Origin of the sequence: Methylobacterium symbioticum (assembly GCF_902141845.1) — a bacterium.
GTDB classification, from domain to species: Bacteria; Pseudomonadota; Alphaproteobacteria; order Rhizobiales; family Beijerinckiaceae; genus Methylobacterium; species Methylobacterium symbioticum.
The window spans coordinates 1-23,680 of sequence record NZ_CABFPH010000030.1 but is presented as its reverse complement, the minus strand read 5'-3'; the positions used below and the strand labels follow the sequence as shown (position 1 = coordinate 23,680).

Genomic DNA, 23,680 nt, shown 5'->3' with positions numbered 1-23,680 from the left:
AACGTGAGGAAAGAGTCGGGCATGGCAGCTTCCGGCAACGCGAATTCCGCCCCGGCGCCGCGTGGCGGCCCCGCGCCGCTGATCGTGCGCGATCCGGCCCTGCCGGCGGCGCAGGGCGCCTATCATCCGGGCCGCGAGCGCGACGCCTGCGGCGTCGGCTTCATCGCCGACATGCGCGACCGCCGCAGCCATTCGATCGTCGAGCAGGGTCTCAAGATCCTGGAGAATCTCGACCATCGTGGGGCCGTCGGCGCCGATCCGAAGATGGGCGACGGCTGCGGCATCCTCACCCAGATCCCGCACGCCTTCTTCGCGGAGGAGTGCTCGCGCCTCGGCTTCGAGCTGCCGCCGGCCGGCCAGTACGCCATCGGCCAGCTCTTCCTGCCCAAGGCGGACGAGCCGCGCCAGATCATCGAGGACATCATCGCGAAGTCGCTCGCCGACGAGGGCCTGTCGCTGCTCGGCTGGCGCGACGTGCCGGTCGATTCGGCCGATCTCGGCAAGGCCGTGCTCGAATCCGAGCCGCATCATCGTCAGGTCTTCATCGGCCGTCCCGCCAGCATCACCGACGACGATGCCTTCGAGCGCCGCGTCTACGTGGCGCGCAAGGTGATCTCCGGCAAGGTCTACGCGGCCGGTCGCGAGGACAAGCGCCTGATGGAGTTCTACCCGGTCTCGGTGTCGAGCCGCACCATCGTCTACAAGGGCATGGTGCTGGTGACCCAGCTCGGCGGCTACTATCTCGACCTCAAGGACGAGCGTTTCGTCTCGGCGCTCGCCCTCGTGCACCAGCGCTTCGCCACCAACACCTTCCCGACCTGGCGCCTGTCGCACCCCTACCGGATGGTCGCGCATAACGGCGAGATCAACACGCTGCGCGGCAACGTGAACTGGATGGCCGCGCGCCAGGCCAGCGTCGATTCGGACCTGTTCGGCAACGACATCTCGAAGCTCTGGCCGATCTCCTACGAGGGGCAGTCCGACACGGCCTGCTTCGACAACGCGCTCGAGTTCCTGGTGATGGGCGGCTACCCGCTGGCCCACGCCATGATGATGCTCATCCCCGAGGCCTGGGCCGGCAACCCGCTGATGAGCGAGGAGCGGCGCGCCTTCTACGAGTATCACGCCGCCCTGATGGAGCCGTGGGACGGCCCTGCCGCCGTCGCCTTCACCGACGGCCGCCAGATCGGCGCGACGCTCGACCGCAACGGCCTGCGGCCGGCCCGCTACATCGTCACCGATGACGGCTTGGTGGTGCTCGCCTCCGAGCTCGGCACCCTGCCGATCCCGGACGAGAAGATCGTCGAGTCGTGGCGTCTTCAGCCCGGACGCATGCTGCTCATCGACCTCGCCAAGGGCCGCATCGTCTCCGACGAGGAGATCAAGGGCGAGCTCGCCGCCGCCAATCCCTATGCCGAGTGGCTGAAGAACAGCCAGATCGTGCTGGAGGATCTGCGTCCGGTGCAGCCGCGCGAGTCACGCTCGGACGTGAGCCTGCTCGATCGTCAGCAGGCCTTCGGCTACACCCAGGAGGACCTCAAGCTCCTGATGCAGCCCATGGCCGTGACCGGCCAGGAGGCGGTCGGCTCGATGGGCACGGACACGCCGCTGCCCGCGCTCTCCGACAAGCCGAAGCCGCTCTACAACTATTTCAAGCAGAACTTCGCGCAGGTGACGAACCCGCCGATCGACCCGATCCGTGAGGAGGCCGTGATGAGCCTCGTCTCGTTCATCGGGCCGCGGCCGAACCTGCTCGACATGGAGGGGGCCTCGCGTCGCAAGAGGCTCGAGGTGCGCCAGCCGATCCTGACGAACAGCGACCTGGAGAAGATCCGCTCGATCTCGCATTTCGAGGACCGCTTCGACACCCGGACGCTCGACATCACCTTCCCAGCCGAATCCGGCGCGGCGGCGATGGAGGGGGCGCTCGACCGCCTCTGCGACCGCGCCGAGGCGGCGGTGCGCGGCGGCTACAACATCATCATCCTGACCGACCGCGCGGTGGGTCCGGACCGGATCCCGATCCCGGCGCTGCTCGCCACGGCGGCCGTGCACAACTACCTGATCCGGAAGGGACTGCGCACTTCGGTCGGCCTCGTGGTCGAATCGGGCGAGCCGCGCGAGGTGCACCACTTCGCCTGCCTCGCCGGCTACGGCGCCGAGGCGGTGAACCCCTATCTCGCCTTCGAGACGCTGCTTGCGATGAAGGACGAGTTCCCGCCGGACCTCGTCGATGACGAGATCATCTACCGCTACATCAAGTCGATCGATAAGGGTCTGCTGAAGGTGATGTCCAAGATGGGCATTTCCACCTACCAGTCCTATTGCGGCGCGCAGATCTTCGACGCGATCGGCCTGAACTCGTCCTTCGTCGAGAAGGACTTCTTCGGCACGGCGACGATGATCGAGGGCGTCGGCATGGCCGAGGTCGCCGAGGAGACGGTGCGCCGTCACCGCGACGCCTTCGGCGACGCGCCGATCTACCGCAACGCCCTCGATGTCGGCGGCGAATACGCCTACAGGCTGCGGGGCGAGACCCATACCTGGACCCCGGACTCGGTGGCGACGCTGCAGCACGCCGTGCGCCTCAACCTGCCCGAGCGCTACCGCGAATACGCGCGGCTCGTGAACGAGCAGGAGAGCCACCTGAAGACCCTGCGCGGGCTCTTCCGGATCAAGACCGCGGAGGAGCTTGGCCGGCAGCCCGTCGCGATCGACGCGGTCGAGCCGGCGGCGGAGATCGTGAAGCGCTTCGCCACGGGCGCCATGTCCTACGGCTCCATCTCGAAGGAGGCGCACGAGACGCTCGCCATCGCGCTGAACTCGTTCGGCGGCCGCTCGAACTCGGGCGAGGGCGGCGAGGAGGTCGAGCGCTTCAAGCCCCTGCCGGATGGGCGCTCGCGCCGCTCGGCCATCAAGCAGGTGGCCTCGGGCCGCTTCGGCGTCACGACGGAGTACCTCGTCAACGCCGACATGATGCAGATCAAGGTCGCGCAGGGCGCCAAGCCCGGCGAGGGCGGCCAGCTGCCCGGCCACAAGGTCGACGCCAAGATCGCCAAGGTCCGCTACGCCACCCCGGGCGTCGGCCTGATCTCGCCGCCGCCCCACCACGACATCTACTCGATCGAGGATCTCGCCCAGCTGATCTTCGACCTGAAGAACGTGAACCCGGCGGCCGACGTCTCGGTGAAGCTCGTCTCGGAGGTCGGCGTCGGCACCGTGGCGGCGGGCGTCGCCAAGGCGCGGGCCGACCACATCACGATCTCGGGTTTCGACGGCGGCACCGGTGCGGCCCCCCTGACATCCATCAAGCATGCCGGCGGACCTTGGGAGACAGGCCTCGCGGAAACGCAACAGACGCTGGTGCTTAACCACTTGCGCGGCCGCGTCGCCCTGCAGGCGGATGGCGGCATCAGAACCGGCCGCGACGTCCTCATCGCCGCCCTGCTCGGAGCCGACCAGTTCGGTTTCTCGACCGCGCCGCTGATCGCGTCGGGGTGCATCATGATGCGCAAGTGCCACCTGAACACCTGCCCTGTCGGCGTGGCGACGCAGGATCCGGTGCTACGCAAGCGCTTCAAAGGCACACCCGAGCACGTGGTGAACTACTTCTTCTTCGTTGCCGAGGAGCTGCGAGAGCTAATGGCCGGCATGGGCTTCACCAAGCTCGACGATCTTATCGGCCGCTCGGATCTCCTCGACAAGAAGGAGGCTATCGATCACTGGAAGGCGCGCGGCCTCGACTTTACCAAGCTGTTCCACCGGCCGGAGGTCAGCTCCGAGGTGGCGATACGCCACGTCGAGCGCCAGCACCATCCGATCGACACGGTGCTCGACCGACGGCTGCTTGCGGGGGCGGCATCGGCCATAGAGACCGGCATGCCGGTTGTGGTCGAGGACGTAATCCGTAACTCCGACCGCGCGGCAGGAGCGATGCTGTCGGGTGCCGTCGCTAAGGCACACGGCCACGAGGGTCTGCCCGATGATACCATCGTAGTGAAGCTCTCCGGTACTGCCGGCCAGAGCTTCGGCGCCTGGGTGGCAGCCGGCGTGACCATCGAACTCACCGGACACGGCAATGACTATGTCGGCAAGGGTCTCTCGGGTGGCAAGCTAATCATCCGCCCGAGCGAAGCGCTTAAGTCGCCGGATGGCCGTACCATTATGGTGGGCAACACAGTGCTCTACGGGGCGATTGCGGGCGAATGCTACATCCGCGGCGCCGCGGGCGAGCGCTTCGCCGTGCGTAACTCAGGTGCCATCGCAGTGGTCGAGGGCATGGGCGACCATGGCTGCGAGTACATGACCGGCGGCGTCGTGGTCTCGATCGGTGAGACGGGCCGCAACTTCGCAGCCGGTATGTCGGGCGGCATCGCCTACGTGCTCGACGAGGACGGCTCGTTCTCGAAGCGCTGCAACCTCTCCATGGTGGATCTGGAACCCGTTGAGGAGGAGGACGACCTGATGCGCCGCTTCCACCAGGACGGCGATCTGGAGACCAAAGGCCGCGTCGACATCCTCGCCGACATGTCGGGCCACGACGAGGAGCGGCTCTCGCAGCTCATCACCAACCATCTCAAATACACCAGCAGCCCGCGCGCCAAGGCGATCCTGGACGAGTGGGCGAGCTACCGCACCAAGTTCGTGAAGGTGATGCCGGTGGAGTACCGCCGGGCGCTTCGCGAAATGGAGATGGCGCGGATGCCGGTGGCGGCTGAGTAGACACCAACGCCAGGCCGGGCGGTTTGCCGCCCGGTCACGCTCTCAAGATAACGGAAGACGCGGGCAGCGCTGTTACGGGACGCGCCAGCCCAGGGGCTGATCGATGGGCAAGATCACGGGTTTCCTTGAGTTCGACCGGCAGGAGCAGAAGTATCAGCTCGCCGCCGACCGGATCCGGCATTTCCGCGAATTCACACTGCCGCTCGACGAGCACGATCTGACCAAACAAGCGGCCCGCTGCATGGATTGCGGCATCCCATTCTGCCACGGCCCGACCGGCTGCCCGGTGCACAACCAGATTCCTGACTGGAACGACCTTGTCTTCCAGTCGGACTGGGAGGAGGCGTCGCGCAACCTCCATTCCACCAACAACTTCCCCGAGTTCACCGGCCGCGTCTGCCCCGCCCCCTGCGAGGAAGCCTGCACCCTGAACCTCGAAAACCAACCGGTAGCCATCAAGACGATCGAGCAGGCAATCGCCGACCGAGCCTGGAACATGGGCTGGGTCAAGCCCGAGCCCGCGAGCGAGCGCACCGGCAAGCGGGTGGCCGTCGTCGGCTCCGGGCCAGCCGGTATGGCGGCGGCCCAGCAGCTCGCCCGCGTCGGCCACGAGGTGCACGTCTTCGAGCGTGAGCCGAAGGCCGGTGGCCTGCTGCGCTACGGTATCCCCGACTTCAAGATGGAGAAGCGGCACATCGACCGCCGGGTGAAGCAGATGGAGGCCGAGGGCGTCGTCTTCCACTACAACCAGAATATCGGCGTCACGAAGTCGGTCAACGAGCTGAAGGCCGAGTTCGACGCAGTGATCTTCTGCGGCGGCGCCGAGGATCCGCGTAACCCTCAGCTCCCCGGCCAGGACTTCGAGGGCGTGCACTACGCGATGCCCTACCTCGTCCAGTCGAACCGCCGGGTCGGCAACGAGCCGATGCGTGGCAACGGCGAGTTGCCGATCATCGCGGCCGGCAAGAACGTCGTCGTCATTGGCGGCGGCGACACGGCCTCCGACTGCGTAGGTACGGCTTTCCGCCAGGGCGCTCTCTCGGTGACCCAGCTCGACATCCGGCCGCGCCCGCCGGAGCGCGAGGACAAGCTGACCGTATGGCCCTATTGGCCGACCAAGATGCGGACCTCGTCCAGCCAAGCCGAGGGCGCCGAGCGCGAGTTCCAGGCCGCAACTCTGCGCCTGGAAAGCAACAAGAAGGGCCATGTCACGGGCGTCATCTGCGCGCGCGTCGACGCGAAGCGCCAGCCTATTCCCGGAACCGAGTTCGTACTTCCGGCTGACCTCGTCTTTATGGCGATCGGCTTCGCTGGTTCGATCGAGAAGGGCCTCATCGAGCAGTCGGGCGTCGCGATGACCAAGCGGGGCAACATCGAGGCCAACGAGGACGACTACCGCACCTCGGACGAGAAGATCTGGGCCGCGGGCGACATGCGCCGCGGCCAGTCCCTTGTCGTGTGGGCGATCCGCGAGGGTCGTCAGGCGGCACGAGCGATCGACGAAAACCTAATGGGCTCGTCCATCCTCCCGCGCTGAGGGAGGTAATCAGCCCGGCGGCCAGCGGAAATCGTCTGCACGCCCGGGCTGCGGCAGGGGCGCGCTGCCACGCTGGAGGGTGCGCTCGACATTGCCCGAAGCGTCGCCGTCGGGCTGACGTCCGCTCGCAAGCGTGCCGCCGGGCGAAATCTCGGCCCGGCCGAGGGGCACGACCTGCCCGGCCGCTGGCTTAACCGGAAGCGCCGGGATGCCGGGCGGTTCGGGCAGGCTCGGCAGCATGGCAGTGATCTGCCGGTCGATTGCAGCGATGTCGTCAAGCTTAGACGCGCTCCCGTCGAGACCGGGGGCCTGGATCGGCGCAACGGCGGTGGGAGTTGCCTCCGACGTGGCCGGAGCGGCGCTTCCCATCATCCGCTTCAGTTCGACATCGGCGAAATGGGCGAGCTTGCGCGCGCCCGCCCGGGTGAAGTGCACCCCGTCCGCCGTCCGCAGCTTCGCCGCCTGCCCTTCTAAATCGGGACCCGTCATTACGAAGCGGTTACGGTCGTCCACGAAGCCGGGCCACGCGTCGACAAAGATGCCTCCTGCCTTCTGCACGGCGTCGCGCACGATGTCGTTGATGGCGGCGAGATCCTTGGTTAGGCTCTCGCTACGTACGGGCGGCGTCCCGACCCAGATCAGAGGTATCTTCTGGTCCTGGAAGACCTTTGCCAATGCCTCGACGCGGGTACGATAGGTCTCACGCCAGCGGTCGCTCAAAGCCTCGTAGCTCTGGTCGCCCTCGCGGATAGGCTGCCGGTCGTTCACGCCAAGCAGGACTACAGCATAGGATATTTTGCTTATCTTGAGATAGTCCGCGGCAGCGCTGGCCCAGTCCACCACGTCGCGGCGGACGAGGCCGCTGTCGGGCTTGGCGCGGTCGATGACGGCAACGTCCGCATTGTCTTCAAACACATCGTCGAGACCGCGGCTCAGAGAATCGGCAAGCGAATCCCCGAAGACGGCAATACGCACGCTCGGTTCCGTCTTGGCGATCGCGGGCTTCTGAGGCTCGGTCGCGGGCGGCGGCTGCACCCGCCGCTTCACGGCGGGGCGATGGTTCTCCCGGGCGCCGTCCGCGGTGCCGACCGGCGGCTTGGGCCGGGGGGGCCGCCGATAGGTCGGCTGCGGCTGCGGCGCGGCCTGCTGCGGCCGATCCTCCCAGGGCCAGTAGAACTGGCGCGGCGCCTCCTGGGGCGGCGCGTAGCGGCGCGGCTGCGGCTGGCGATAGCCATCGTCGCGGTAATAGGCGTCGCGCGAGCGGCGCCGGTAGCCGTAATCCTGCGGCTGGTCGTAGCTGTCGCCCCACTGCGCCCGGGCCGGCTCGGGGACGACGAGCAGGGCGAGCCCGGCACAGGCGAGCGCGGGCAGGGCCCTGCGGAGCACAGCAAGCTTCGCCAGCGTCATCGAACCATCCTTCACGCGACACACGGCGATCATAGGAGGGAAACGAGGGCGGCTAAAGGGAGGGGCGACGGCGCGGGTCACGGCCGACCGGTGAGCCGGGCGAGGAGGGCGGGCGTGGCGTAGCCGTCGGCGGGCAGATTCTCGCGGATCTGGTAGCGCCGAACCGATTCGCGCAGCTTCGGTCCGGCGCGGCCATCGACATCGCCGGCATAGAGCCCTTGCGCGGCCAGCCCCGCCTGCAGCGCGCGCAGGCCCGCCGAATCGAGGCGCGCGGCGGCACTCGGCCAGGGGGCGGCGAGGGCGGGTCCGCCGGCCAGCCGGTCGGCGAGATGTCCGACCGCGAGCGCGTAGGAATCGGAGGTGTTGTAGGCGCGGATCACCTCGAAATTGTCGGTGATCAGGAAGGCCGGCGCCCCGAGCCCGCCGGGCAGGAACAGGCTCGCCGCGCCCGCCGGGGGGAGGGCGCCGCCATCGAGGCGCCGCACGCCGCGACGGGTGAAATCGGACAGGTCGCCCGCGTAGCGCGTCAGGTCGAAGCCGTCCGGAAGCGTCACCGCATAGCCCCAGGACAGGTCCGGCTTCCAGCCGAGATCCGCCAGGTAGGCGGCGATCGAGGCGAGCGCATCGGCGTCGCTGCGCCAGATGTCGCGGTGCCCATCGCCGTCGAAGTCGACGGCGTGTTTCAGGAAGGTCGAGGGCAGGAACTGGACCTGGCCCATGGCGCCGGCCCAGCTCCCCTTCATCCGGTCCGGCGCGATGTCGCCGCGTTCGAGGATCTGGAGCGCGGCGAGCAGTTCCCCGCGGAACAGGTCGCCGCGGTGCCGGGCCTGGGCCAGGGTCGCGAGGGCGCGGATCGTCGGGACGCTGCCGCCGCTCGCACCGAAATCGGATTCCACGCCCCAGAAGGCGAGCAGAACCGGTGCGGGCACCCGGTAGCGGGCCTCGATGGCCGCAAGCGTCGCCGCGAGCGCCTGGCCGCGGGCTTGGCCGCGGGCGATCCGGCCCGCCGAGACGGCGCCGACGAGGTAGTCCCAGACCGGCCGGCCGAACTCGCCCTGCCGCTTCGTCCGGGCGAGGATGTCCGGATCCGGACTGGTCACGCCGGCGAAGGCGGCCTCGAAGGTCGCGCGCGAGACGCCGCGCGCCTCCGCCTCGGGGCGGAGCGTGGCGACGAAGCGGGCGAACTCGGCCGCGGATGCGGCCCGCGATGCCGGCTCAGCCGCGACGGGACCGGTCGGCCCGGCGAGGGCAGCGACGACGACGGCCAGCGCGATGAGCGGGCGCATCTCAGTGCCGGTTGCGCCGGGCCAGCGCCGCCTCCCAGTCGAGGGCCTGGCGCACGATTCCCTCGAGATCGTCGTGGCGCGGAGTCCAGCCGAGACGCGTGCGGATGCGGTCGGCGCCGGCAACGATGCGCGCGGGATCGCCGGCGCGACGCGGGCTCAGCCGGACCTCGAAGTCGCGGCCGGAGACGCGCTTGACCACGTCGACCACCTCCAGCACCGAGTAGCCGCGCCCGTAGCCGCAATTCAGGGTCAGGCTCTCGCCACCGGAGCGCAGGTGGTCGAGGGCGACGCGGTGGGCCTCGGCGAGGTCGCTGACCTGGATGTAGTCGCGCAGACAGGACCCGTCCGGCGTCGGATAATCGGTGCCGAAGACCTCGAGATGGCTGCGCTGGCCGAGCGCCGCCTGGGTCGCGACCTTGATCAGATGGGTGGCGTTCGGCGTCGACTGGCCGGAGCGGCCGCGCGGATCCGCGCCGGCCACGTTGAAGTAGCGGAGGATGACGTAGGTGAAGCCGTGGGCGCGGGCGGCGTCCTCGATCATCCACTCGCTCATCAGCTTCGAGCGGCCGTAGGGGTTGATCGGGCTGGTCTCCAGATCCTCGGGGACCGGGACGGTGGCGGGCTCGCCGTAGACCGCCGCCGTCGAGGAGAAGATGACATGCTTCACGCCCGCCTTCACCGCCGTCTCGATGAGGGCGCGCGTCTTCACGGTGTTGGCGAGATAGTAGCCCAGCGGATCGGCGACGGAATCCGGGACGACGATGCGGGCGGCGAAGTGGGCGAGGGCGTCGCAGCCGTTCTCGCGGATGGCCTGACCGACCAGCGCCGCATCCGCGACATCGCCGAGGACGAGCTTCACCTCCGGCGGCAGCAGCCAGTCGAAGCCGGTCGAGAGGTCGTCGAGCACCACCGCGCTTTGCCCGGCATCCTGCAGGGCGAGGACCATGTGGCTGCCGATGTAGCCGGCGCCCCCCGTCACCAGAACCGACATCCTCAAAGCCCCTCCGCACCCCGGCGACATCCGGGCGGCATTCCCCTGCCGCCGACGCTCGACCGTTCAGGCCTACGGTTTTTCGCGGAGAAAGCCCGTCAGGGTTGTTCCGCATCCTTGTTGTTCACCAAGCCGTGCTATCTCTCAAGCGCTGAACAGTCCGTCACCGGGCGACACCCCTTCTCGACTAGGTTCGCGCAATGAAACCCATCCGCAAGGCCGTCCTTCCCGTGGCGGGGCTCGGAACCCGCTTCCTGCCGGCCACCAAGGCGGTGCCGAAGGAGATGCTGACGGTGGTGGACCGCCCCGTGGTCCAGCATGTGGTCGACGAGGCCCGGGAGGCCGGGATCGAGCACTTCATCTTCGTCACCGGCCGCGGCAAGGCGGTGATCGAGGACCATTTCGATATCGCCTACGAGCTCGACCGCACGTTGCAGGAGCGCGGCAAGCAGGCGGCCTACGAGGCGCTGAAGAAGGACCTGCCGAAGGCCGGCCAGACCAGCTTCACCCGTCAGCAGGCGCCGCTCGGCCTCGGGCACGCCGTCTGGTGCGCCCGCGAGATCGTCGGCGACGAGCCCTTTGCCGTCCTCCTGCCGGACATGCTGAGCAAGGGCTGCATGCAGCAGATGCTCGCCGCCTACGAGCGGCACGGCGGCAACATCATTGCCACCGAGGAGGTGAAGCCGGAGGAGACCCACCAATACGGCATCGTCAGCGTCGGCAAGACCTTCGGCCAGACCTTCGAGATCACCGGCATGGTCGAGAAGCCGAAGCAGGGCACCGCGCCCTCGAACTCCATCATCTCGGGCCGCTATATCCTTCAGCCGGAGATCTTCGCGATCCTGGAGAAAGGCGAGACGGGTGCCGGCGGCGAGATCCAGCTCACCGACGCGATGATCAAGCTGATGGCCGAGCAGAAGTTCTTCGGCATGCACTACGAGGGCCGGACCTACGATACCGGTTCGAAGATCGGGTTCCTCACGGCCAACCTCGCCTATGCCCTTGAGCGCCCGGACCTCGCCGAGCCCCTGAAGGCCGAGATCGCGCGCCTGCTGAACGGCGCCTGACGGATTGGTGGCGCTGCCACGCAGGCATCTGCAGCCAGCGCCATTGCCGCATGCAGCGAGTGCATGCAAAACGCCGCCAAAGACCCTTGCGTTTTGTGCGTCGCACTTTATTTTGTGCATTGCGAGATCGCGATGGCGTCGCGGTCGCGCAGCCCTTCTTGGGCGTTTCCTCCCTAGACTTCGGGCCGCTCCTTCGGGAGTGGCCTTTTTTCTTGGATCCGGCAGGCCCGCAGGGCGCCGGTCCGCGGCCACCACGCCGCAGCGATGCTGCGCGCTACTCAGCGGCGATGCTGCGCGGGACCGGTTCGGCGTAGCTCTCCGCTACCGTCCCGACGACTGCGGTCAGCGCCTCGATCAGACTGTCGAACCCGCTCGTCACGGCGAGGCTCACCTCGTTCATGTAGAGGGCGCGGTTGATCTCGATCTGCAGCGCGTGGCGGCCGAGATTCGGCTCGCCGTAATGCTCGGTGATGAAACCGCCGGCATAGGGCCTGTTGCGCACCACAGCGAGACCGCAGGCCCGGAAGGCGGCTTCGAAGCGCTCGATCAGGTCGGGCGCGCAGGCGGTGCCGAAGCGGTCGCCGAGAACGATGTCCGCCTTCGGGTCGGCCTCGCGGCCGAGGCTCGAGGACGGCATCGAGTGGCAGTCGATCAGGAAGCATTGGCCGAAGTTGCGCGCGGTCCGCTGGATCAGGGCGCGCAGGGCCCGATGATAGGGCTTGTAGAGGTGCTCGATGCGCAGGACCGCCTCCTCCACGTCGAGGCGGCCGCCATAGATCTCCTGCCCGTCGGCAACCACCCGGGGCACCGTTCCGAGACCCCCGGCGACCCGCATGGAACGGGTATTGGCGAAGGGCGGCAGGCGCCCGTCGAACATGCGCGGGTCGAGCTCGTAGGGCTCGCGGTTCACGTCGAGATAGGCCCGGGGGAAATGCGCCTTGAGCAGGGGCGCGCCCATCGCGACGACCGGCGCGAACAGGCGCTCCACATGAGCGTCCTCCGAGCGGCGCAGGGCCAGGGGTTGCAGGCGCGAGGCGGCGAGGAAGGCCGCCGGATAGACCGAGCCGGAATGGCCGGTATTGAAGACGAAGGGCAGGGTGTGGCTGGCCGGCTCGTCGATGGCGAAGGGGGGCGAGAAGCCGAGAACGTCCGGCTGGTCCTGGTCAGATACTGTCATCGCGTCCGAGGGGCCCCGCCTGGATCGGCTCTGCGCATCCCCCCAATCTGGTCTGCCGATCGGGCCCTGTCCACTGGCCTTCGGGACGGCGGCGGCGGACACCGCGTGCGCTCCGTCACCCGGCGCGGACCCGGCATCCTAACCTCTTGTTTACCACCGGCTCCCTTTATGAAATGAACACGTCGAATCGAGGGTTCGGAACCGTCCGATGAAGATCCTGCTGGCGGAAGACGACAATGACATGCGGCGCTTCCTCGCCAAGGCGCTGCAGAATGCCGGCTACGACGTGCTCTCGTTCGATAACGGGCTCTCGGCCTACAACCGCCTGCGCGAGGAGCCGTTCGAGCTCCTGCTCACCGATATCGTGATGCCCGAGATGGACGGGATCGAGCTGGCGCGCCGCGCGACCGAACTCGACCCCGACATCAAGGTCATGTTCATCACGGGCTTCGCGGCGGTGGCGCTCAACCCGGATTCGAAGGCTCCGAAGGACGCCAAGGTCCTCTCGAAGCCCTTCCACCTGCGCGATCTCGTCAACGAGGTCGAGAAGCTCCTCGCCGCCTGAGCGGCGCCCCGTGGCGTCCGTGCCATAGGCGGGAGGGCGGGGCTCGCCCTATATGACGGGCTCCATCCGCGGGACGCGTCCATGCCGCCTGTCACGATCTATACCACCGCCTGGTGCCCCTACTGCTCGGCGGCCAAGAGCCTGCTGAAGGAGAAGGGCGTCACCTTCCAGGAAATCGACGTCGAGAAGACGGCCGGCGCCCGGGCGACCATGGTCCAGTGGGCCGGCGGGCGGACCAGCGTGCCGCAGATCTTCGTGGGCGACAGGCATGTCGGCGGCTGCGACGACCTCTACGCCCTCGACCGCAGCGGCAAGCTCGACCCGCTGCTGAAGGATGCCGCCGATGCCTGAGCCGACCTCGGCCTTCGTCGCCGCCTGCGTGCAGATGCGCTCGGGCCGCGACCTGCTGGCGAACCGGGATGCGGCGGTGGCCGGCGTGCGCGAGGCGGCGAAGGCGGGCGCGCAGTATGTTCAGACCCCGGAGATGACCTCGCTCGTCGAGCGCAGCCGCACCCGCCTGTTCGAGCTGGTGACGGCCGAGGCGGATGATCCGGTGCTCGCAGCCCTGCGCGAGGTGGCGCGGGAGACGGGCACCGTGGTGCAGGTCGGCTCCCTCGCCGTGCGGAACGGCGACAAGGTGGCCAACCGCGCCTTCCTGATCGACGCCGACGGCGAGATCCTCGCCTCCTACGACAAGCTCCACCTCTACGATGTCGACCTGCCCAACGGCGAGTCCTGGCGCGAATCCGCGACCTATACCGGTGGCGCCTGCGCCGTGGTGGCCGAGACGGCGCTCGCCCCGATCGGCCTCGGCATCTGCTACGATCTGCGCTTCCCGGCCCTGTTCCGGGCGCTCGCGGAAGCCGGCGCCGCCGTGCTGACGGCGCCGGCCTGCTTCACGCAGCAGACCGGGGAGGCCCACTGGCACGTGCTTCAGCGGGCGCGCGCCATCGAGACCGGCTCGTTCATGATCTCCGCCGCCCAGGGCGGCCGGCACGAGGACGGACGCGACACGTTCGGCCATTCGGTCATCATCGACCCCTGGGGCCGGGTGCTCGCCGATGCGGGCGGCAACGAGCCCGGAATCATCCTGGCCGAGATCGACCTCGCCAAGGTCGCGGATGCGCGCCAGCGCATCCCGGCCCTCGCCCATGCCCGGCCGTTCCGGGTCGAGCGCGTCGGCGCGCCGTCGCAGTGAGGCGGCGGCGCCCCTATATCTCCTCCGCGGCGGTCGAACCCGGCGCCTGAGCATCTGAAACCCTGATCATGATCCGCTACGCGCTCGCCTGCGAGGCCGGCCACACCTTCGAGAGCTGGTTCCCGTCCTCCGACTCCTACGACGCGCAGGCCGCCCGCGGTCTCGTGACCTGCCCGGTCTGCGAGTCCAGGGCCGTGTCGAAGGCGATGATGGCGCCGCGCGTGGCGCGCACCGATCGGGGCGAAGCGGCGGCGCCCGCTCCGGCGGCCGCCCCGCCCACCCCCCAGCCCGTCCCGATGATCGCCGAGCCGGCGCGCCAGATGCGCGCCCTGCTGCGTGCGGTGCGCGAGCAGGTGATGGCGAATTCCGAGCATGTCGGCGCGCGTTTCCCCGAGGAGGCGCGCAAGATCCATTACGGCGAGAGCGAGGAGCGCTCGATCTACGGCCAGGCGAGCGCGGAGGAGGCCCGCGCCCTGATCGAGGAGGGCATCGACGTGGCGCCCCTGCCGGTCCTGCCGGACGACCGCAACTAGAGCATTTTCCGCGGAAGTGGTCGCCGGTTCCGCGAAAGAAAATGCGGCACAATCAAACAGATAGAGCATTTTCCGTGATCCAAGGATCATAGAAAATGCTCTAGGGCCGCTCTCCGACGACGTGGAGACCGGTTCGGCGAACGAGAGCGCGTCTGGCCGCGTGCCCTATCCCTTGACGGCGCTCGTCCCGGCGATGGCGGCGAGCACGAAGGCGATCACCGCGTTCCAGCCCGCCAGCGAGATCCCGAGCACGCGCAGCGCCGCGGTGGAGCAATCGACCACCTTCACGCTCTGCAGCGCGTCGAGGAAGGCGCCGACCTCGCGCGGATTCGCACCGGTGCCGCCGCCGCAATCGGACGGGCCCGGCCAGAAGCCCCATTCCGCGCCCGCATGGTAGACGCCGAGACCGGCCCCGTAGAGCAGGCCCGCCGCCGCGAGGCCGAGCGCCAGACGCGCCAGACGCTCCGGCAGGAGGAGCCCGCCGAGCGCCAGGGGGATCGCGGCGTAGTAGGGCAGGCGCTCGGTCAGGCAGAGCTTGCACGGCGCGTAGCCGTAGCCGTGCTCCAGGACCAGGGCGGCGCCGACCGTCAGCACGGAGCCGATCAGGACGGCGAGGGCCGCGCGCTTGAGGCGCAGGAGAGCGGTCTCGTTGATCACAGGATCACCTTGAACAGGACGAAGCCGAGGACGATCACCGCCACCGAGATCGCGGCGACGGCGTTGAGGTGCCGGTCGAGCACGCCGCGGATCTGGACGCCGTAGCGGCCGAGCAGGGCCGCCAGCAGGAAGAAGCGCGCCCCGCGCGTGACCACCGAGAGCACGGTGAACCAGAACAGGCTGTAATGGGCGAAGCCCGAGGTGATGGTGACGAGCTTGTAGGGGATCGGCGTCAGCCCCTTGAGCAGGATCACCCAGTGGCCGTAGGCGGCATAGGACTCCTGGAAGGTCGCCGCCGAGTTCTGCAAGCCGTAGAGCCTGATCAGCCACTGCCCGAGGGAATCGAACAGCAGCGCGCCGATCGCGTAGCCGACGAGGCCGCCGAGCACCGAGGCGACCGTGGTGATGGTCGCGTAGAACCAGACCCGGTCCGGCCGGCTCACCGCCATCGGCACCAGCATCACGTCGGGGGGAACGGGGAAGAACGAGCTCTCGGCGAAGGCGACGGCGCCGAGGGCCCAGGGCGCCGACGGCTTGCCGCTGAGCGCGAGTATCCACTCGTAGAGGCGGCGGATCATGAACCACAGTCGCGTGCGTGGGGAGGGCGCGCCCTTTGAGCACAGCTGCGCGCCGCTGACCAGCTTGGACGCGACAGGCGCGGGCGAGCGTCTCCGAAGGGGCTGGTGGCGGCGCGCGACCTGTGCGATGAGGCTCGCCGCGCGGGTATGGCGGAACTGGTAGACGCGGGCGACTCAAAATCGCCAGCCGCAAGGCGTGGGGGTTCGATTCCCTCTACCCGCACCACCGCCCTTACGGCATCTCCAGAAAGCGACGGATCCAGCCGCCCACGCGGGCGCTGTCGTGCGGCGCGTCGAGGCTCGCGAGCGCGCGGTCCGCGAGGCCGGGATCGTCCAGCGCCGCGCGGTGATCCCGGACGAGGGCGCGCGCGTAGTCGGGCGCGAATTCCGGGTGGCACTGGAACGAGAGCGCGGCGCGGTCGGCGTAGGCGAGCACGCCGTTCGGACAATGCGCGTTGCCGCCGATCACCCGCGCCGCCGCCGGCAGCCGCGTGACCTGATCCTGATGGCTCACCGGAACCGCGATCGGCGCCGGGTCGTCCATGAAGGGCGCGGGGGCGTGGATGTCGTAGCGGTGCAGGCCGAGGCCCCAGCCCCGCTCGGACTTCTCCGCCCGGCCGCCATAGGCCTCGGCCATGATCTGGTGACCGAAGCAGAGGCCGATCAGCTTTCTGTCGGGCGGCAGCGCACGCAGGAACCCGATCAGCGACGCGATCCAGGGCAGGGGATCGTAGACGCCCGCGGCCGAGCCGGTGACGAGCACGGCATCGAAGGCGGACGGGTCCGGCCAGGATCCGGCCTGGACGTCGAAGCTCGTGCAGGCATGCGCCGGTCCGATCAGATCCGCCGACATCCGCCCGTAGCCGGGAAAGCCGGAGAGCCGCGCCGGCGGCCGGCCCGTCTCGAGAATGGCGATCTTCACCCGCGCCTGCCTGTCCTGAAACCGAGGAGGCCGGGTTAGGCCGCGCCGGCCTCCACAGGCAAGCGCCGCGTCTGCTTCGGACGGATGTCCATGGCGTTGCCGCGCCAAACCACCGCATCGCGCATCCAGGCGCGGGCCCAGAGCAGCGGGATCATCAGGTCCCGCACGAGGAAGGCGAGCAGGAGGGTCGGGGAGCGGTGCCAGCCGAGGCGCGCGGCGAGCGCGTACTCGGCGCCGTAGAACGCCGCGAGCATCGCCGCGAGGCCGAGCCCGGCCTCCGCCGTGCCGGCGAGCCATCCGGCCAGCGCGGCGGGGAGCAACAGGCCGCTCGCGATCTCGGGCGCGAAGAAGAGCGGAAAGGTGACCCGCCGCAGCCGCGCCCAGCGCAGTTGCCGGGCCCAGACCTCGCGCCAGCGGCGGGGCCCGAGCGGCTGCTCGAACGGCGCCGGCACGAGGTGGACGCGCCGACCAGCCGCGCGGACGAGCTTCGTCGCCGCCGCGTCCTCGGCGATCTCGGCGGCGAGCGCCCGGATGCCGCCTTGCGCCTCGAGGAAGGGCCGGTGCCAGAGCATGCTCTTGCCCTGGGCAAAGCCGAGACCCAGCGTCTCGCCCGTATACTGCCAGCGCGCCTGAAGCGTGTTGAGGAAGGCGCATTCCACCTCGGCCCAGAAGCTGCCCGGCCGCGCGCCGACCGGCGTCGAGCAGACGAGGCCCGTCTCGGGCCGCCAGGCCGCCTGCATCTGCTGCAGGTAGTCGGGCGGCATCAGCACGTTCGAATCGGCGAGCACGACCCAGTCGTGGCGCGCTGCCTCCCAGCCGCGCACGCAATTGTTGAGCTTCGGGTTGTCGCTCACGCGCTCGTCGCCGACGATGACCTGAGCCGGCACCTGGGGATGCGCCGCGATCAGCCGGCGCACCAGCGGTAGGACGGGGTCCTGCGCGCTCGCCACGCAGAAGAGGATCTCGTAGGCGGGGTAGGCGAGGCGGAAGCTGCGGCCGAGCGTCTCCTCGCTGAAGGGCTCCAGTCCGCAGACCGGGCGCACCAGCGAGACCGGCGCGCCGGCCGAGAAGGCGGAGGGGCCGCGCACACGCCCGATGCGCCGGGCGGTGAGCCCGAGGCTCACGAGGTTCACGAGGGTCAGGAGGCCGCAGACACCCAAGGCCAGCACGGTCGCGTTCGCCTCGATCATGCGGCCCTGTCCCCGGCTTCGGTCGCGGGCGCGACCTGCCGCCGCGCCGTTCCGCAGCCCCCTAACAGTGGCGCTGTATCAGTCGTATGACGTTGACGCTGGCACCGCGCCGAGCCGAACCCGTATGATCCCGCCCATCGTGTTCCACCCGGCCTACGAGGCCAGCCTGCCGGACGGGCACCGCTTTCCCATGCGGAAATACGGGCGGCTCGCCGAGATCGTCGCCGAGGATGGCCTCGCGCCCCTCGGTTTCGTGACGCCGGAGCCGGCCTCCGCCGACCTCCTCGCCCAGGCCCATAGCCGCGCCTATGTCGAGGCGGTGCTCGCGCAGGCCGTGCCCCGGGCGATCGAGCGCGATATCGGCCTGCCGGTGTCGGAGACGGTGGTGCGCCGCTCCCGCGCCTCGGTCGGCGGCACGCTGCTCGCCGCGCGCCTCGCGCTCTCCGAAGGGCTTGCCGGCAGCACCGCCGGCGGCAGCCACCATGCGCGGCGCGAGCAGGGGGCGGGCTTCTGCGTCTTCAACGACGTGGCGGTGGCCGCCCGCGCCCTCCGGGCCGACGGCGCGATCAGCCGCGCCCTCGTGGTCGATCTCGACGTGCATCAGGGCGACGGCACCGCCGATTGCCTCGCCTACGACCCCGACCTGTTCACCCTGTCGATCCACGGCGAGCGGAACTATCCGACGCGCAAGATCGCGGGCGACCTCGATATCGGCCTCGCGGACGGGCTGGAGGATGCCGCCTATCTCGACCTGCTCGCCGCGCGGCTGCCGCCGCTCCTCGACGGGTTGCGGCCGGACCTCGTCTTCTACAATGCCGGGGTCGATCCGCACCGGGACGACCGGCTCGGCCGCCTGTGCCTCAGCGACGACGGCCTCCTGGCGCGCGACCGCCTGGTCGTCGCCGAGGCGCGGGCGCGCGGCATCCCGCTCGTCGCGGTGATCGGCGGCGGCTACACCCATGACATCGACGCGCTCGCCCGCCGGCACGCCCTCGTGTTCCGGGCTCTCGCCGAGCAGGCCGCGGACTGATTGCGCCTCAGGGATTCAGCAATCCGCGGGACCGCACGCGGCTGCGAGCGTCGCCGCGGGTGTTCCGCGAAAGACACAGACCGGTGGATTGGACCTGTCCGCGTAAACCTTTGGGAAGGGGTGCGCCGCACAATCCGCCCGTGGCGCAGGAGGCGCCCCGGTTCGGCTGAAGAGTTGCGGCGATGCTCGGACGGATCTGGCAGGCGGCCAAGGTGACCCTCGCGCTCGGGGCGATGATCGCCGCGGCGCTGATCTCGGCGGACAAGCTCGATCACGACCGGCGGGACATCGCCCGCCGCGCGCAAGCCGCGCCGGAACCGGTGATGACGGGCTCGGTCAGCCCGTCATCCGGCCGCTGAACCGGTCCGGGCCGTCAGTAGCTGTAATCGCGGCGGGGATAGCCGCGCGGCGCACCGTACCCGGAATCGGGCGCGCGGACGCGGGAGCCGTAATCGATCTCCCGCTGAGCGCGCCGATTGGCGAGCGCGCGGCCGGCGAGGCAGCCTGCGACGGCACCGACGACCCCGCGCTCGGCCAGGTAATGGCCGGCGACGCCGCCGATGATGGCCCCCTTGATGCAACCCTTCGCCTCTGCCGCACCGATGCTCGCGAGCGTCATGAGTGCGATGGCCGACGCCGTGGCAACGATCCGCATGATGTTTCTCCCGACTGGACGCCGGGAGAAACTGTGCGAGACCTGACGGCGTTCCGGCGCGGCTCCCGGTGTTCCGGGAGCCCCAGCTTCGCTCAGCGCAGCGAGGCGCAGAAGCGCTGGATGCGGGTGCAGGCCTCTTCCAGCGCCGTGTTCGAGGTCGCGTAGGAGATGCGCAGGTTCGGGCCGAGGCCGAAGGCGGACCCGTGGACCGCGGCCACGCCCTCGGTCTGCAGCAGCTCGGTGACGAAATCCTCGTCCGTCTCGATGGTCTTGCCAGCCTCGGTCTTGCGGCCGATCAGGGCGGCGCAGGACGGATAGACGTAGAAGGCGCCCTCCGGCATCGGGCATTTGAGGCCCGTCGCCTGGTTCAGCATCGAGACGACGAGATCGCGCCGCTCCTGGAAGGCGGCGCGGAAGCGCGCGAGATGCTCCTGCGTGCCGTCGAGCGCGGCGACCGCCGCCCATTGCGCGATGGTGGTCGCGCCCGAGGTCTGCTGGCCCTGGATGAAGTCCATGGCCTTGATCAGGTGCTCGGGACCCGCGGCGTAGCCGATCCGCCAGCCGGTCATGGCATAGGCCTTCGAGACGCCGTTCATCGTGAGCGTGCGCTCGTAGAGGCCGGGCTCCACCTGGGCCGGCGTGACGAATGCGAAGTCGCCGTAGGTCAGGTGCTCGTACATGTCGTCGGTCAGCACCCACACGTGCGGATGGCGCATCAGCACGTCGGTGAGCGCCTTCAGCTCGGCATGGCTGTAGGCGGCGCCCGAGGGATTCGAGGGCGAGTTGAGGATGATCCACTTGGTCTTCGGGGTGATGACCCGCTCAAGCTCCTCGGGCTGGAGCTTGAAGGCGTTCGCCATGTCGGTCTCGGCGAAGACCGCGGTGCCGCCGGCGAGCGCCACCATCTCCGGATAGGAGACCCAGTAGGGACGGGGAATCACCACCTCGTCGCCCGGGTTCAGGGTGGCGAGCAGCGCATTGTAGATCACGTGCTTGCCGCCGGTGCCGACGATGGTCTGGCTCGGCTTGTAGTCGAGGCCGTTCTCGCGCTTGAACTTCCGGACGATGGCCTCGCGCAGGGGCACGATGCCGGAGACCGGCGGGTACTTGGTCTCGCCGCGGCGGATCGCGTCGATCGCCGCCTCCTTGATGTGGTCCGGCGTGTCGAAGTCCGGCTCGCCGACGGACAGGCTGATCACGTCCATGCCGGAGGCTTTCAGCTCGCGCGCCTTCTGCGTCATCGCGATGGTCGCGGACGGCTTCACGCGGGACAGGGCGTCGGCCAGAAAGCCCATGGGGAGATGCTCCGGAAGTCTTGTAGAAGAGTCGGCCGCGGCGCGGCGGCGGGACCCTAGGCGTCCGGTTCGGAGCCGGCAAGGTGGCCACGGGACGGTGCCCGAGATCCTGTCACGCCTGGGGCGCAGGGCTCCCGCGCCGGCCACGCCCTGACGGAAAGGCCCCGGGATCCTCATCTGAGCACGATGCTGCCGCTCTCCGTCCTCGACCTCTCCTTCGTCAATGCCGGCGCGACGCCGGCCGACGCCCTTCAGGACAGCCTCGCGCTGGCCCGCCACGTGGATGGGCTCGGCTACCATCGCTACTGGCTCGCCGAGCACCACGCGCTGCCCTCCGTCGCCAGCCCGGCGCCGGAGATCATGATCGGACGGATCGCCGCGGAGACGACGCGGCTGCGGGTCGGCTCGGGCGGCATCATGCTGCCGAACCACGCGCCGCTGATGGTGGCCGAACGCTTCAAGCTTCTCGAGGCGCTGTTCCCGGGCCGGATCGACCTCGGCCTCGGCCGGGCGCCCGGCACCGATGGGATCACCGCGCAGGCTTTGAGGCGGCGCGAGGCGCCGCGGGCCGGCGACGACTTCCTCGAGCGCCTGCAGGAACTGATGCTGTGGGAGACGGGCGCCTTCCCCGAAGGCCATCCCTTCCGCACGATCGCGGTGATGCCGGCGGGCGTGCCGTTGCCGCCGCTCTTCCTGCTCGGCTCGTCCGATTACAGCGCGGCGCTCTCGGCGCAGATCGGAACCGGCTTCGCCTTCGCGCAGCATTTCGCGAGCCACGACGCGGGCGAGGCCCTGCGGAGCTACCGACGGCAGTTCCAGCCCTCGCGCTGGGGTGAGCGGCCCCACGCGATCCTGGCGCTGGCGGCGGTCTGCGCGGAGACGGACGCGGAGGCCGAGCGGCTCGCGATGAGCGCCAGGCTCGCGACCTTGCGCCGGGAGCGCGGCGCCTACGGGCCGGTTCCGAGCCTGGAGGAGGCCGAGACCTACCCCTACAGCGCCTCGGAGCGGATGCGGATGGAGCAGGGCCGCGCGCGGCTGCATGTCGGCTCGCCCGCGACGCTGCGGGCCAAGCTCCTGGCGGCCGCGGCGGAGACCGAGGCCGACGAGATCATGATCGTGTCGGTGGTCCACGATCAGGCGGCGCGGCGCCGCTCCTACGGGCTGATCGCCGAGGCCTGGGGCCTCGGCGACCGTTCGGCCTGAACGCCTACCAGCGGCAGACCCGGCGCGGCCCATAGGGGGTCGGCCGGAAGAAGCAGCGGCGACCATAGCCGCGCGGCGGCCCGGCGAAGGGACGGCATCGGCCGTAGGCGCCACGACCCCAGCCGGGACCGCAGCCCTGCGCCACCGTCTCGATCGGAGCCGTGCCGGCGACGCTCGCGGCCGAGCCGGCGCCGAGGGGAGCGGCCTGCACCGTGGTGACGGCGCCGAGGCTACCGAGCGTCAGGGCGGCGGCGAGGCCGAGAATCGTCCGTTTGGACATCGGCGGGTTCCTCCTGTTGTCCGTACGGCCGGCGCCGCGACGGCGGCACCTTGACCGTTCGCCGATCTAGGCCCGCCGCGCCTTGTGGGAAGGTTTGCGGAACATGACGGTTTGGACAGGTTGACGCCGGGCCCCTCCTGTCAGTCGACGTTTCGCGCGCGGCCGGGTTTCATGGCGGGGCGCACGTGAGGCCGGCAGCGATGATCGGCCAGCGCTGCCGCAGGAGGAAACGATGACCGGTGATCGACGCGATTTCCTGGCGATGACGGCCGCGGGGCTGGCCGCGATGGCGGGGGGCGCCCAAGCCGCCGAGCGGCCGCGCGGTGCGACGCCCCAGCCCTTCGCGATGCCGCGGGATATGGTCCTGATCAACCTGCGCCGGGGCGCGGGCTACGGCCTCGGCGTGAAGCGGAAGGAGGGCGTCCTCGACGTCTCGGCCGCCGGCACGGCCCTCGGCCTGCCCGTCCCCGCCGACATGGACGACCTTCTCCAGAACGGGCGCGGCCCGATGCTGCGCGCCCTCGTCGACGCGGTGGACGCGGCGCCCGACCCGCGCCTGATGCTCGACGAAGCGAAGATCGACTTCGCGCCGGTGGTCACACGGCCCGAAAAGATCATCATGATGGGCTTCAACTACAAGCACCATGCCGAGGAGACCGGGACGCCGATCCCGAAGAATCCACCGCTGTTCAACAAGTACAACAACGCGCTGAACCACCACGGCGGCACGATCAAGCTGCCGGTGCAGGCGGCCCGGGAATTCGATTACGAGACCGAGCTGGTGATGGTGATCGGCCGCGAATGCCGCGACGTTTCGGAGGCGGAGGCGCTCGACTACGTCGCCGGCTACAGCACCGGGAACGATTTCAGCGCCCGCGACCTGCAGACGCTCACCTCGCAGTTCATGATCGGGAAGACCTCGGACGGCTTCGCGCCGCTCGGGCCCTATCTCGTCACCGCCGACCGCGTGCCCGACCCGAACAACCTTAAGCTTACGACCGTGGTGAACGGCAAGATCCGCCAGGACTGGAACACCAACGACATGATCTTCAACTGCCGGCAGCTGATCAGCTTCGCCTCGAAGGTGATGACCCTCAAGCCGGGCGACATCTTCTACACCGGCACGCCGCAGGGAGTGATCTTCGGCGAGAAGATCCCGCGCGCAGAGCGCGCGTGGCTGAAGGCCGGGGACGAGATCGTCTCCAGCCTCGAAGGCCTCGGGGAGCTGCGCTTCCGGCTGAGCTGACTGAGCGCGGCCCGGTCGCGAGGCGTCCGGGCCGGGCGCCGCAGCGCGCCTCAGCGGTGGTGACGGGGGCGGTGGCGGCGGTGGTGGCCGGGGCGCGAGCGCAGGCCGGTGCGGTAGGCGCGCCGGCCGGGATCGACGCCG

General features: G+C 69.6%; 22 protein-coding genes and 1 tRNA gene. 12 read left to right on the top strand and 11 right to left on the bottom strand.

Going from position 1 to position 23,680, the window contains the following annotated elements; all coding sequences use genetic code 11:
* Window positions 1–21: 21 nt before the first annotated feature.
* Both gltB and MET9862_RS12350 read left to right on the top strand, forming a co-directional pair.
* On the top strand, window positions 22–4,722 hold the full coding sequence (gltB, locus tag MET9862_RS12355) for a glutamate synthase large subunit (protein WP_142583257.1): 4,701 nt from the start codon (window positions 22–24) through the stop codon (window positions 4,720–4,722).
* A 103-nt stretch (window positions 4,723–4,825) separates the two neighbouring features.
* The gene (locus tag MET9862_RS12350) at window positions 4,826–6,259 is read left to right on the top strand and encodes a glutamate synthase subunit beta (RefSeq protein WP_142583256.1); all 1,434 of its coding nucleotides are present in this window, start codon (window positions 4,826–4,828) and stop codon (window positions 6,257–6,259) included.
* 9 nt (window positions 6,260–6,268) lie between these two features.
* Here the strand turns inward: MET9862_RS12350 and MET9862_RS12345 are convergent, their stop codons facing one another.
* From MET9862_RS12345 to galE, 3 genes are all read right to left on the bottom strand, one after another.
* Entirely contained in the window at window positions 6,269–7,666 is a 1,398-nt protein-coding gene (locus MET9862_RS12345) for an SGNH/GDSL hydrolase family protein (protein ID WP_142583255.1), read from the bottom strand.
* A 77-nt stretch (window positions 7,667–7,743) separates the two neighbouring features.
* The gene (locus MET9862_RS12340; RefSeq protein WP_142583254.1) at window positions 7,744–8,952 is read right to left on the bottom strand and encodes a lytic murein transglycosylase; all 1,209 of its coding nucleotides are present in this window, start codon (window positions 8,950–8,952) and stop codon (window positions 7,744–7,746) included.
* A 1-nt stretch (window position 8,953) separates the two neighbouring features.
* Window positions 8,954–9,943, bottom strand: coding sequence for a UDP-glucose 4-epimerase GalE (gene galE / locus MET9862_RS12335; protein WP_142583253.1), 990 nt, complete (start codon window positions 9,941–9,943; stop codon window positions 8,954–8,956).
* Between the two features lie 200 nt (window positions 9,944–10,143).
* Between galE and MET9862_RS12330 the strand changes: the two genes are divergently transcribed.
* On the top strand, window positions 10,144–11,010 hold the full coding sequence (locus tag MET9862_RS12330) for a UTP--glucose-1-phosphate uridylyltransferase (RefSeq protein WP_142583252.1): 867 nt from the start codon (window positions 10,144–10,146) through the stop codon (window positions 11,008–11,010).
* A gap of 274 nt (window positions 11,011–11,284) precedes the next feature.
* Here the strand turns inward: MET9862_RS12330 and MET9862_RS12325 are convergent, their stop codons facing one another.
* Complete coding sequence (locus MET9862_RS12325) at window positions 11,285–12,187, bottom strand: N-formylglutamate amidohydrolase (protein WP_142583251.1); 903 nt, start codon at window positions 12,185–12,187, stop codon at window positions 11,285–11,287.
* A gap of 208 nt (window positions 12,188–12,395) precedes the next feature.
* Between MET9862_RS12325 and cpdR the strand changes: the two genes are divergently transcribed.
* The 4 genes from cpdR (at window position 12,396) to MET9862_RS12305 (ending at window position 14,483) form a co-directional block, all read left to right on the top strand.
* On the top strand, window positions 12,396–12,752 hold the full coding sequence (gene cpdR, locus MET9862_RS12320; RefSeq protein WP_003603128.1) for a cell cycle two-component system response regulator CpdR: 357 nt from the start codon (window positions 12,396–12,398) through the stop codon (window positions 12,750–12,752).
* An 81-nt stretch (window positions 12,753–12,833) separates the two neighbouring features.
* Window positions 12,834–13,103, top strand: coding sequence for a glutaredoxin 3 (gene grxC / locus MET9862_RS12315; RefSeq protein WP_142583250.1), 270 nt, complete (start codon window positions 12,834–12,836; stop codon window positions 13,101–13,103).
* Entirely contained in the window at window positions 13,096–13,950 is an 855-nt protein-coding gene (locus MET9862_RS12310; RefSeq protein WP_142583249.1) for a carbon-nitrogen hydrolase family protein, read from the top strand. Before grxC ends, MET9862_RS12310 begins: the two co-directional genes overlap by 8 nt.
* Window positions 13,951–14,018: 68 nt before the next feature.
* On the top strand, window positions 14,019–14,483 hold the full coding sequence (locus MET9862_RS12305; protein ID WP_142583248.1) for a DUF1178 family protein: 465 nt from the start codon (window positions 14,019–14,021) through the stop codon (window positions 14,481–14,483).
* A gap of 165 nt (window positions 14,484–14,648) precedes the next feature.
* On the opposite strand, the gene MET9862_RS12300 is transcribed toward MET9862_RS12305, so the two are convergent.
* Complete coding sequence (locus MET9862_RS12300; RefSeq protein ID WP_185156844.1) at window positions 14,649–15,137, bottom strand: disulfide bond formation protein B; 489 nt, start codon at window positions 15,135–15,137, stop codon at window positions 14,649–14,651.
* Window positions 15,137–15,718 carry a YqaA family protein gene (locus MET9862_RS12295; protein WP_142583246.1) on the bottom strand — a complete coding sequence of 194 codons (582 nt, stop codon included), beginning with the start codon at window positions 15,716–15,718 and terminating at the stop codon, window positions 15,137–15,139. The genes MET9862_RS12300 and MET9862_RS12295 overlap by 1 nt, the downstream gene beginning before the upstream one ends.
* 141 nt (window positions 15,719–15,859) lie before the next feature.
* Here MET9862_RS12295 and MET9862_RS12290 point away from each other — a divergent pair.
* Window positions 15,860–15,944: transfer RNA gene (locus tag MET9862_RS12290), tRNA-Leu, on the top strand.
* 6 nt (window positions 15,945–15,950) lie between these two features.
* Here the strand turns inward: MET9862_RS12290 and MET9862_RS12285 are convergent.
* Together MET9862_RS12285 and MET9862_RS12280 are read right to left on the bottom strand one after the other, a co-directional pair.
* Window positions 15,951–16,640, bottom strand: coding sequence for a glutamine amidotransferase-related protein (locus MET9862_RS12285; protein ID WP_142583245.1), 690 nt, complete (start codon window positions 16,638–16,640; stop codon window positions 15,951–15,953).
* A 35-nt stretch (window positions 16,641–16,675) separates the two neighbouring features.
* Complete coding sequence (locus MET9862_RS12280; RefSeq protein ID WP_142583244.1) at window positions 16,676–17,830, bottom strand: ceramide glucosyltransferase; 1,155 nt, start codon at window positions 17,828–17,830, stop codon at window positions 16,676–16,678.
* A 124-nt stretch (window positions 17,831–17,954) separates the two neighbouring features.
* On the opposite strand from MET9862_RS12280, the gene MET9862_RS12275 reads away from it, so the two are divergent.
* Together MET9862_RS12275 and MET9862_RS29330 are read left to right on the top strand one after the other, a co-directional pair.
* Complete coding sequence (locus MET9862_RS12275; protein WP_185156841.1) at window positions 17,955–18,860, top strand: histone deacetylase family protein; 906 nt, start codon at window positions 17,955–17,957, stop codon at window positions 18,858–18,860.
* 182 nt (window positions 18,861–19,042) lie between these two features.
* Window positions 19,043–19,219, top strand: coding sequence for a hypothetical protein (locus MET9862_RS29330; RefSeq protein WP_185156840.1), 177 nt, complete (start codon window positions 19,043–19,045; stop codon window positions 19,217–19,219).
* Between the two features lie 14 nt (window positions 19,220–19,233).
* Here the strand turns inward: MET9862_RS29330 and MET9862_RS12270 are convergent, their stop codons facing one another.
* Window positions 19,234–19,515: a hypothetical protein gene (locus MET9862_RS12270; RefSeq protein ID WP_142583243.1), complete on the bottom strand. Its 282-nt coding sequence runs from the start codon at window positions 19,513–19,515 to the stop codon at window positions 19,234–19,236.
* Window positions 19,516–19,607: 92 nt separating this feature from the next.
* Entirely contained in the window at window positions 19,608–20,810 is a 1,203-nt protein-coding gene (locus MET9862_RS12265; RefSeq protein WP_142583242.1) for a pyridoxal phosphate-dependent aminotransferase, read from the bottom strand.
* Window positions 20,811–20,996: 186 nt separating this feature from the next.
* Between MET9862_RS12265 and MET9862_RS12260 the strand changes: the two genes are divergently transcribed.
* Window positions 20,997–22,013 (top strand): LLM class flavin-dependent oxidoreductase, encoded by a 1,017-nt coding sequence (locus MET9862_RS12260; protein ID WP_142583241.1) that lies wholly within the window; start codon window positions 20,997–20,999, stop codon window positions 22,011–22,013.
* Window positions 22,014–22,017: 4 nt separating this feature from the next.
* Here the strand turns inward: MET9862_RS12260 and MET9862_RS12255 are convergent, their stop codons facing one another.
* Window positions 22,018–22,293 (bottom strand): GCG_CRPN prefix-to-repeats domain-containing protein, encoded by a 276-nt coding sequence (locus tag MET9862_RS12255; protein ID WP_142583240.1) that lies wholly within the window; start codon window positions 22,291–22,293, stop codon window positions 22,018–22,020.
* Between the two features lie 232 nt (window positions 22,294–22,525).
* Between MET9862_RS12255 and MET9862_RS12250 the strand changes: the two genes are divergently transcribed.
* Window positions 22,526–23,539 (top strand): fumarylacetoacetate hydrolase family protein, encoded by a 1,014-nt coding sequence (locus MET9862_RS12250; protein WP_142583239.1) that lies wholly within the window; start codon window positions 22,526–22,528, stop codon window positions 23,537–23,539.
* The last annotated feature ends 141 nt before the right edge of the window (window positions 23,540–23,680 follow it).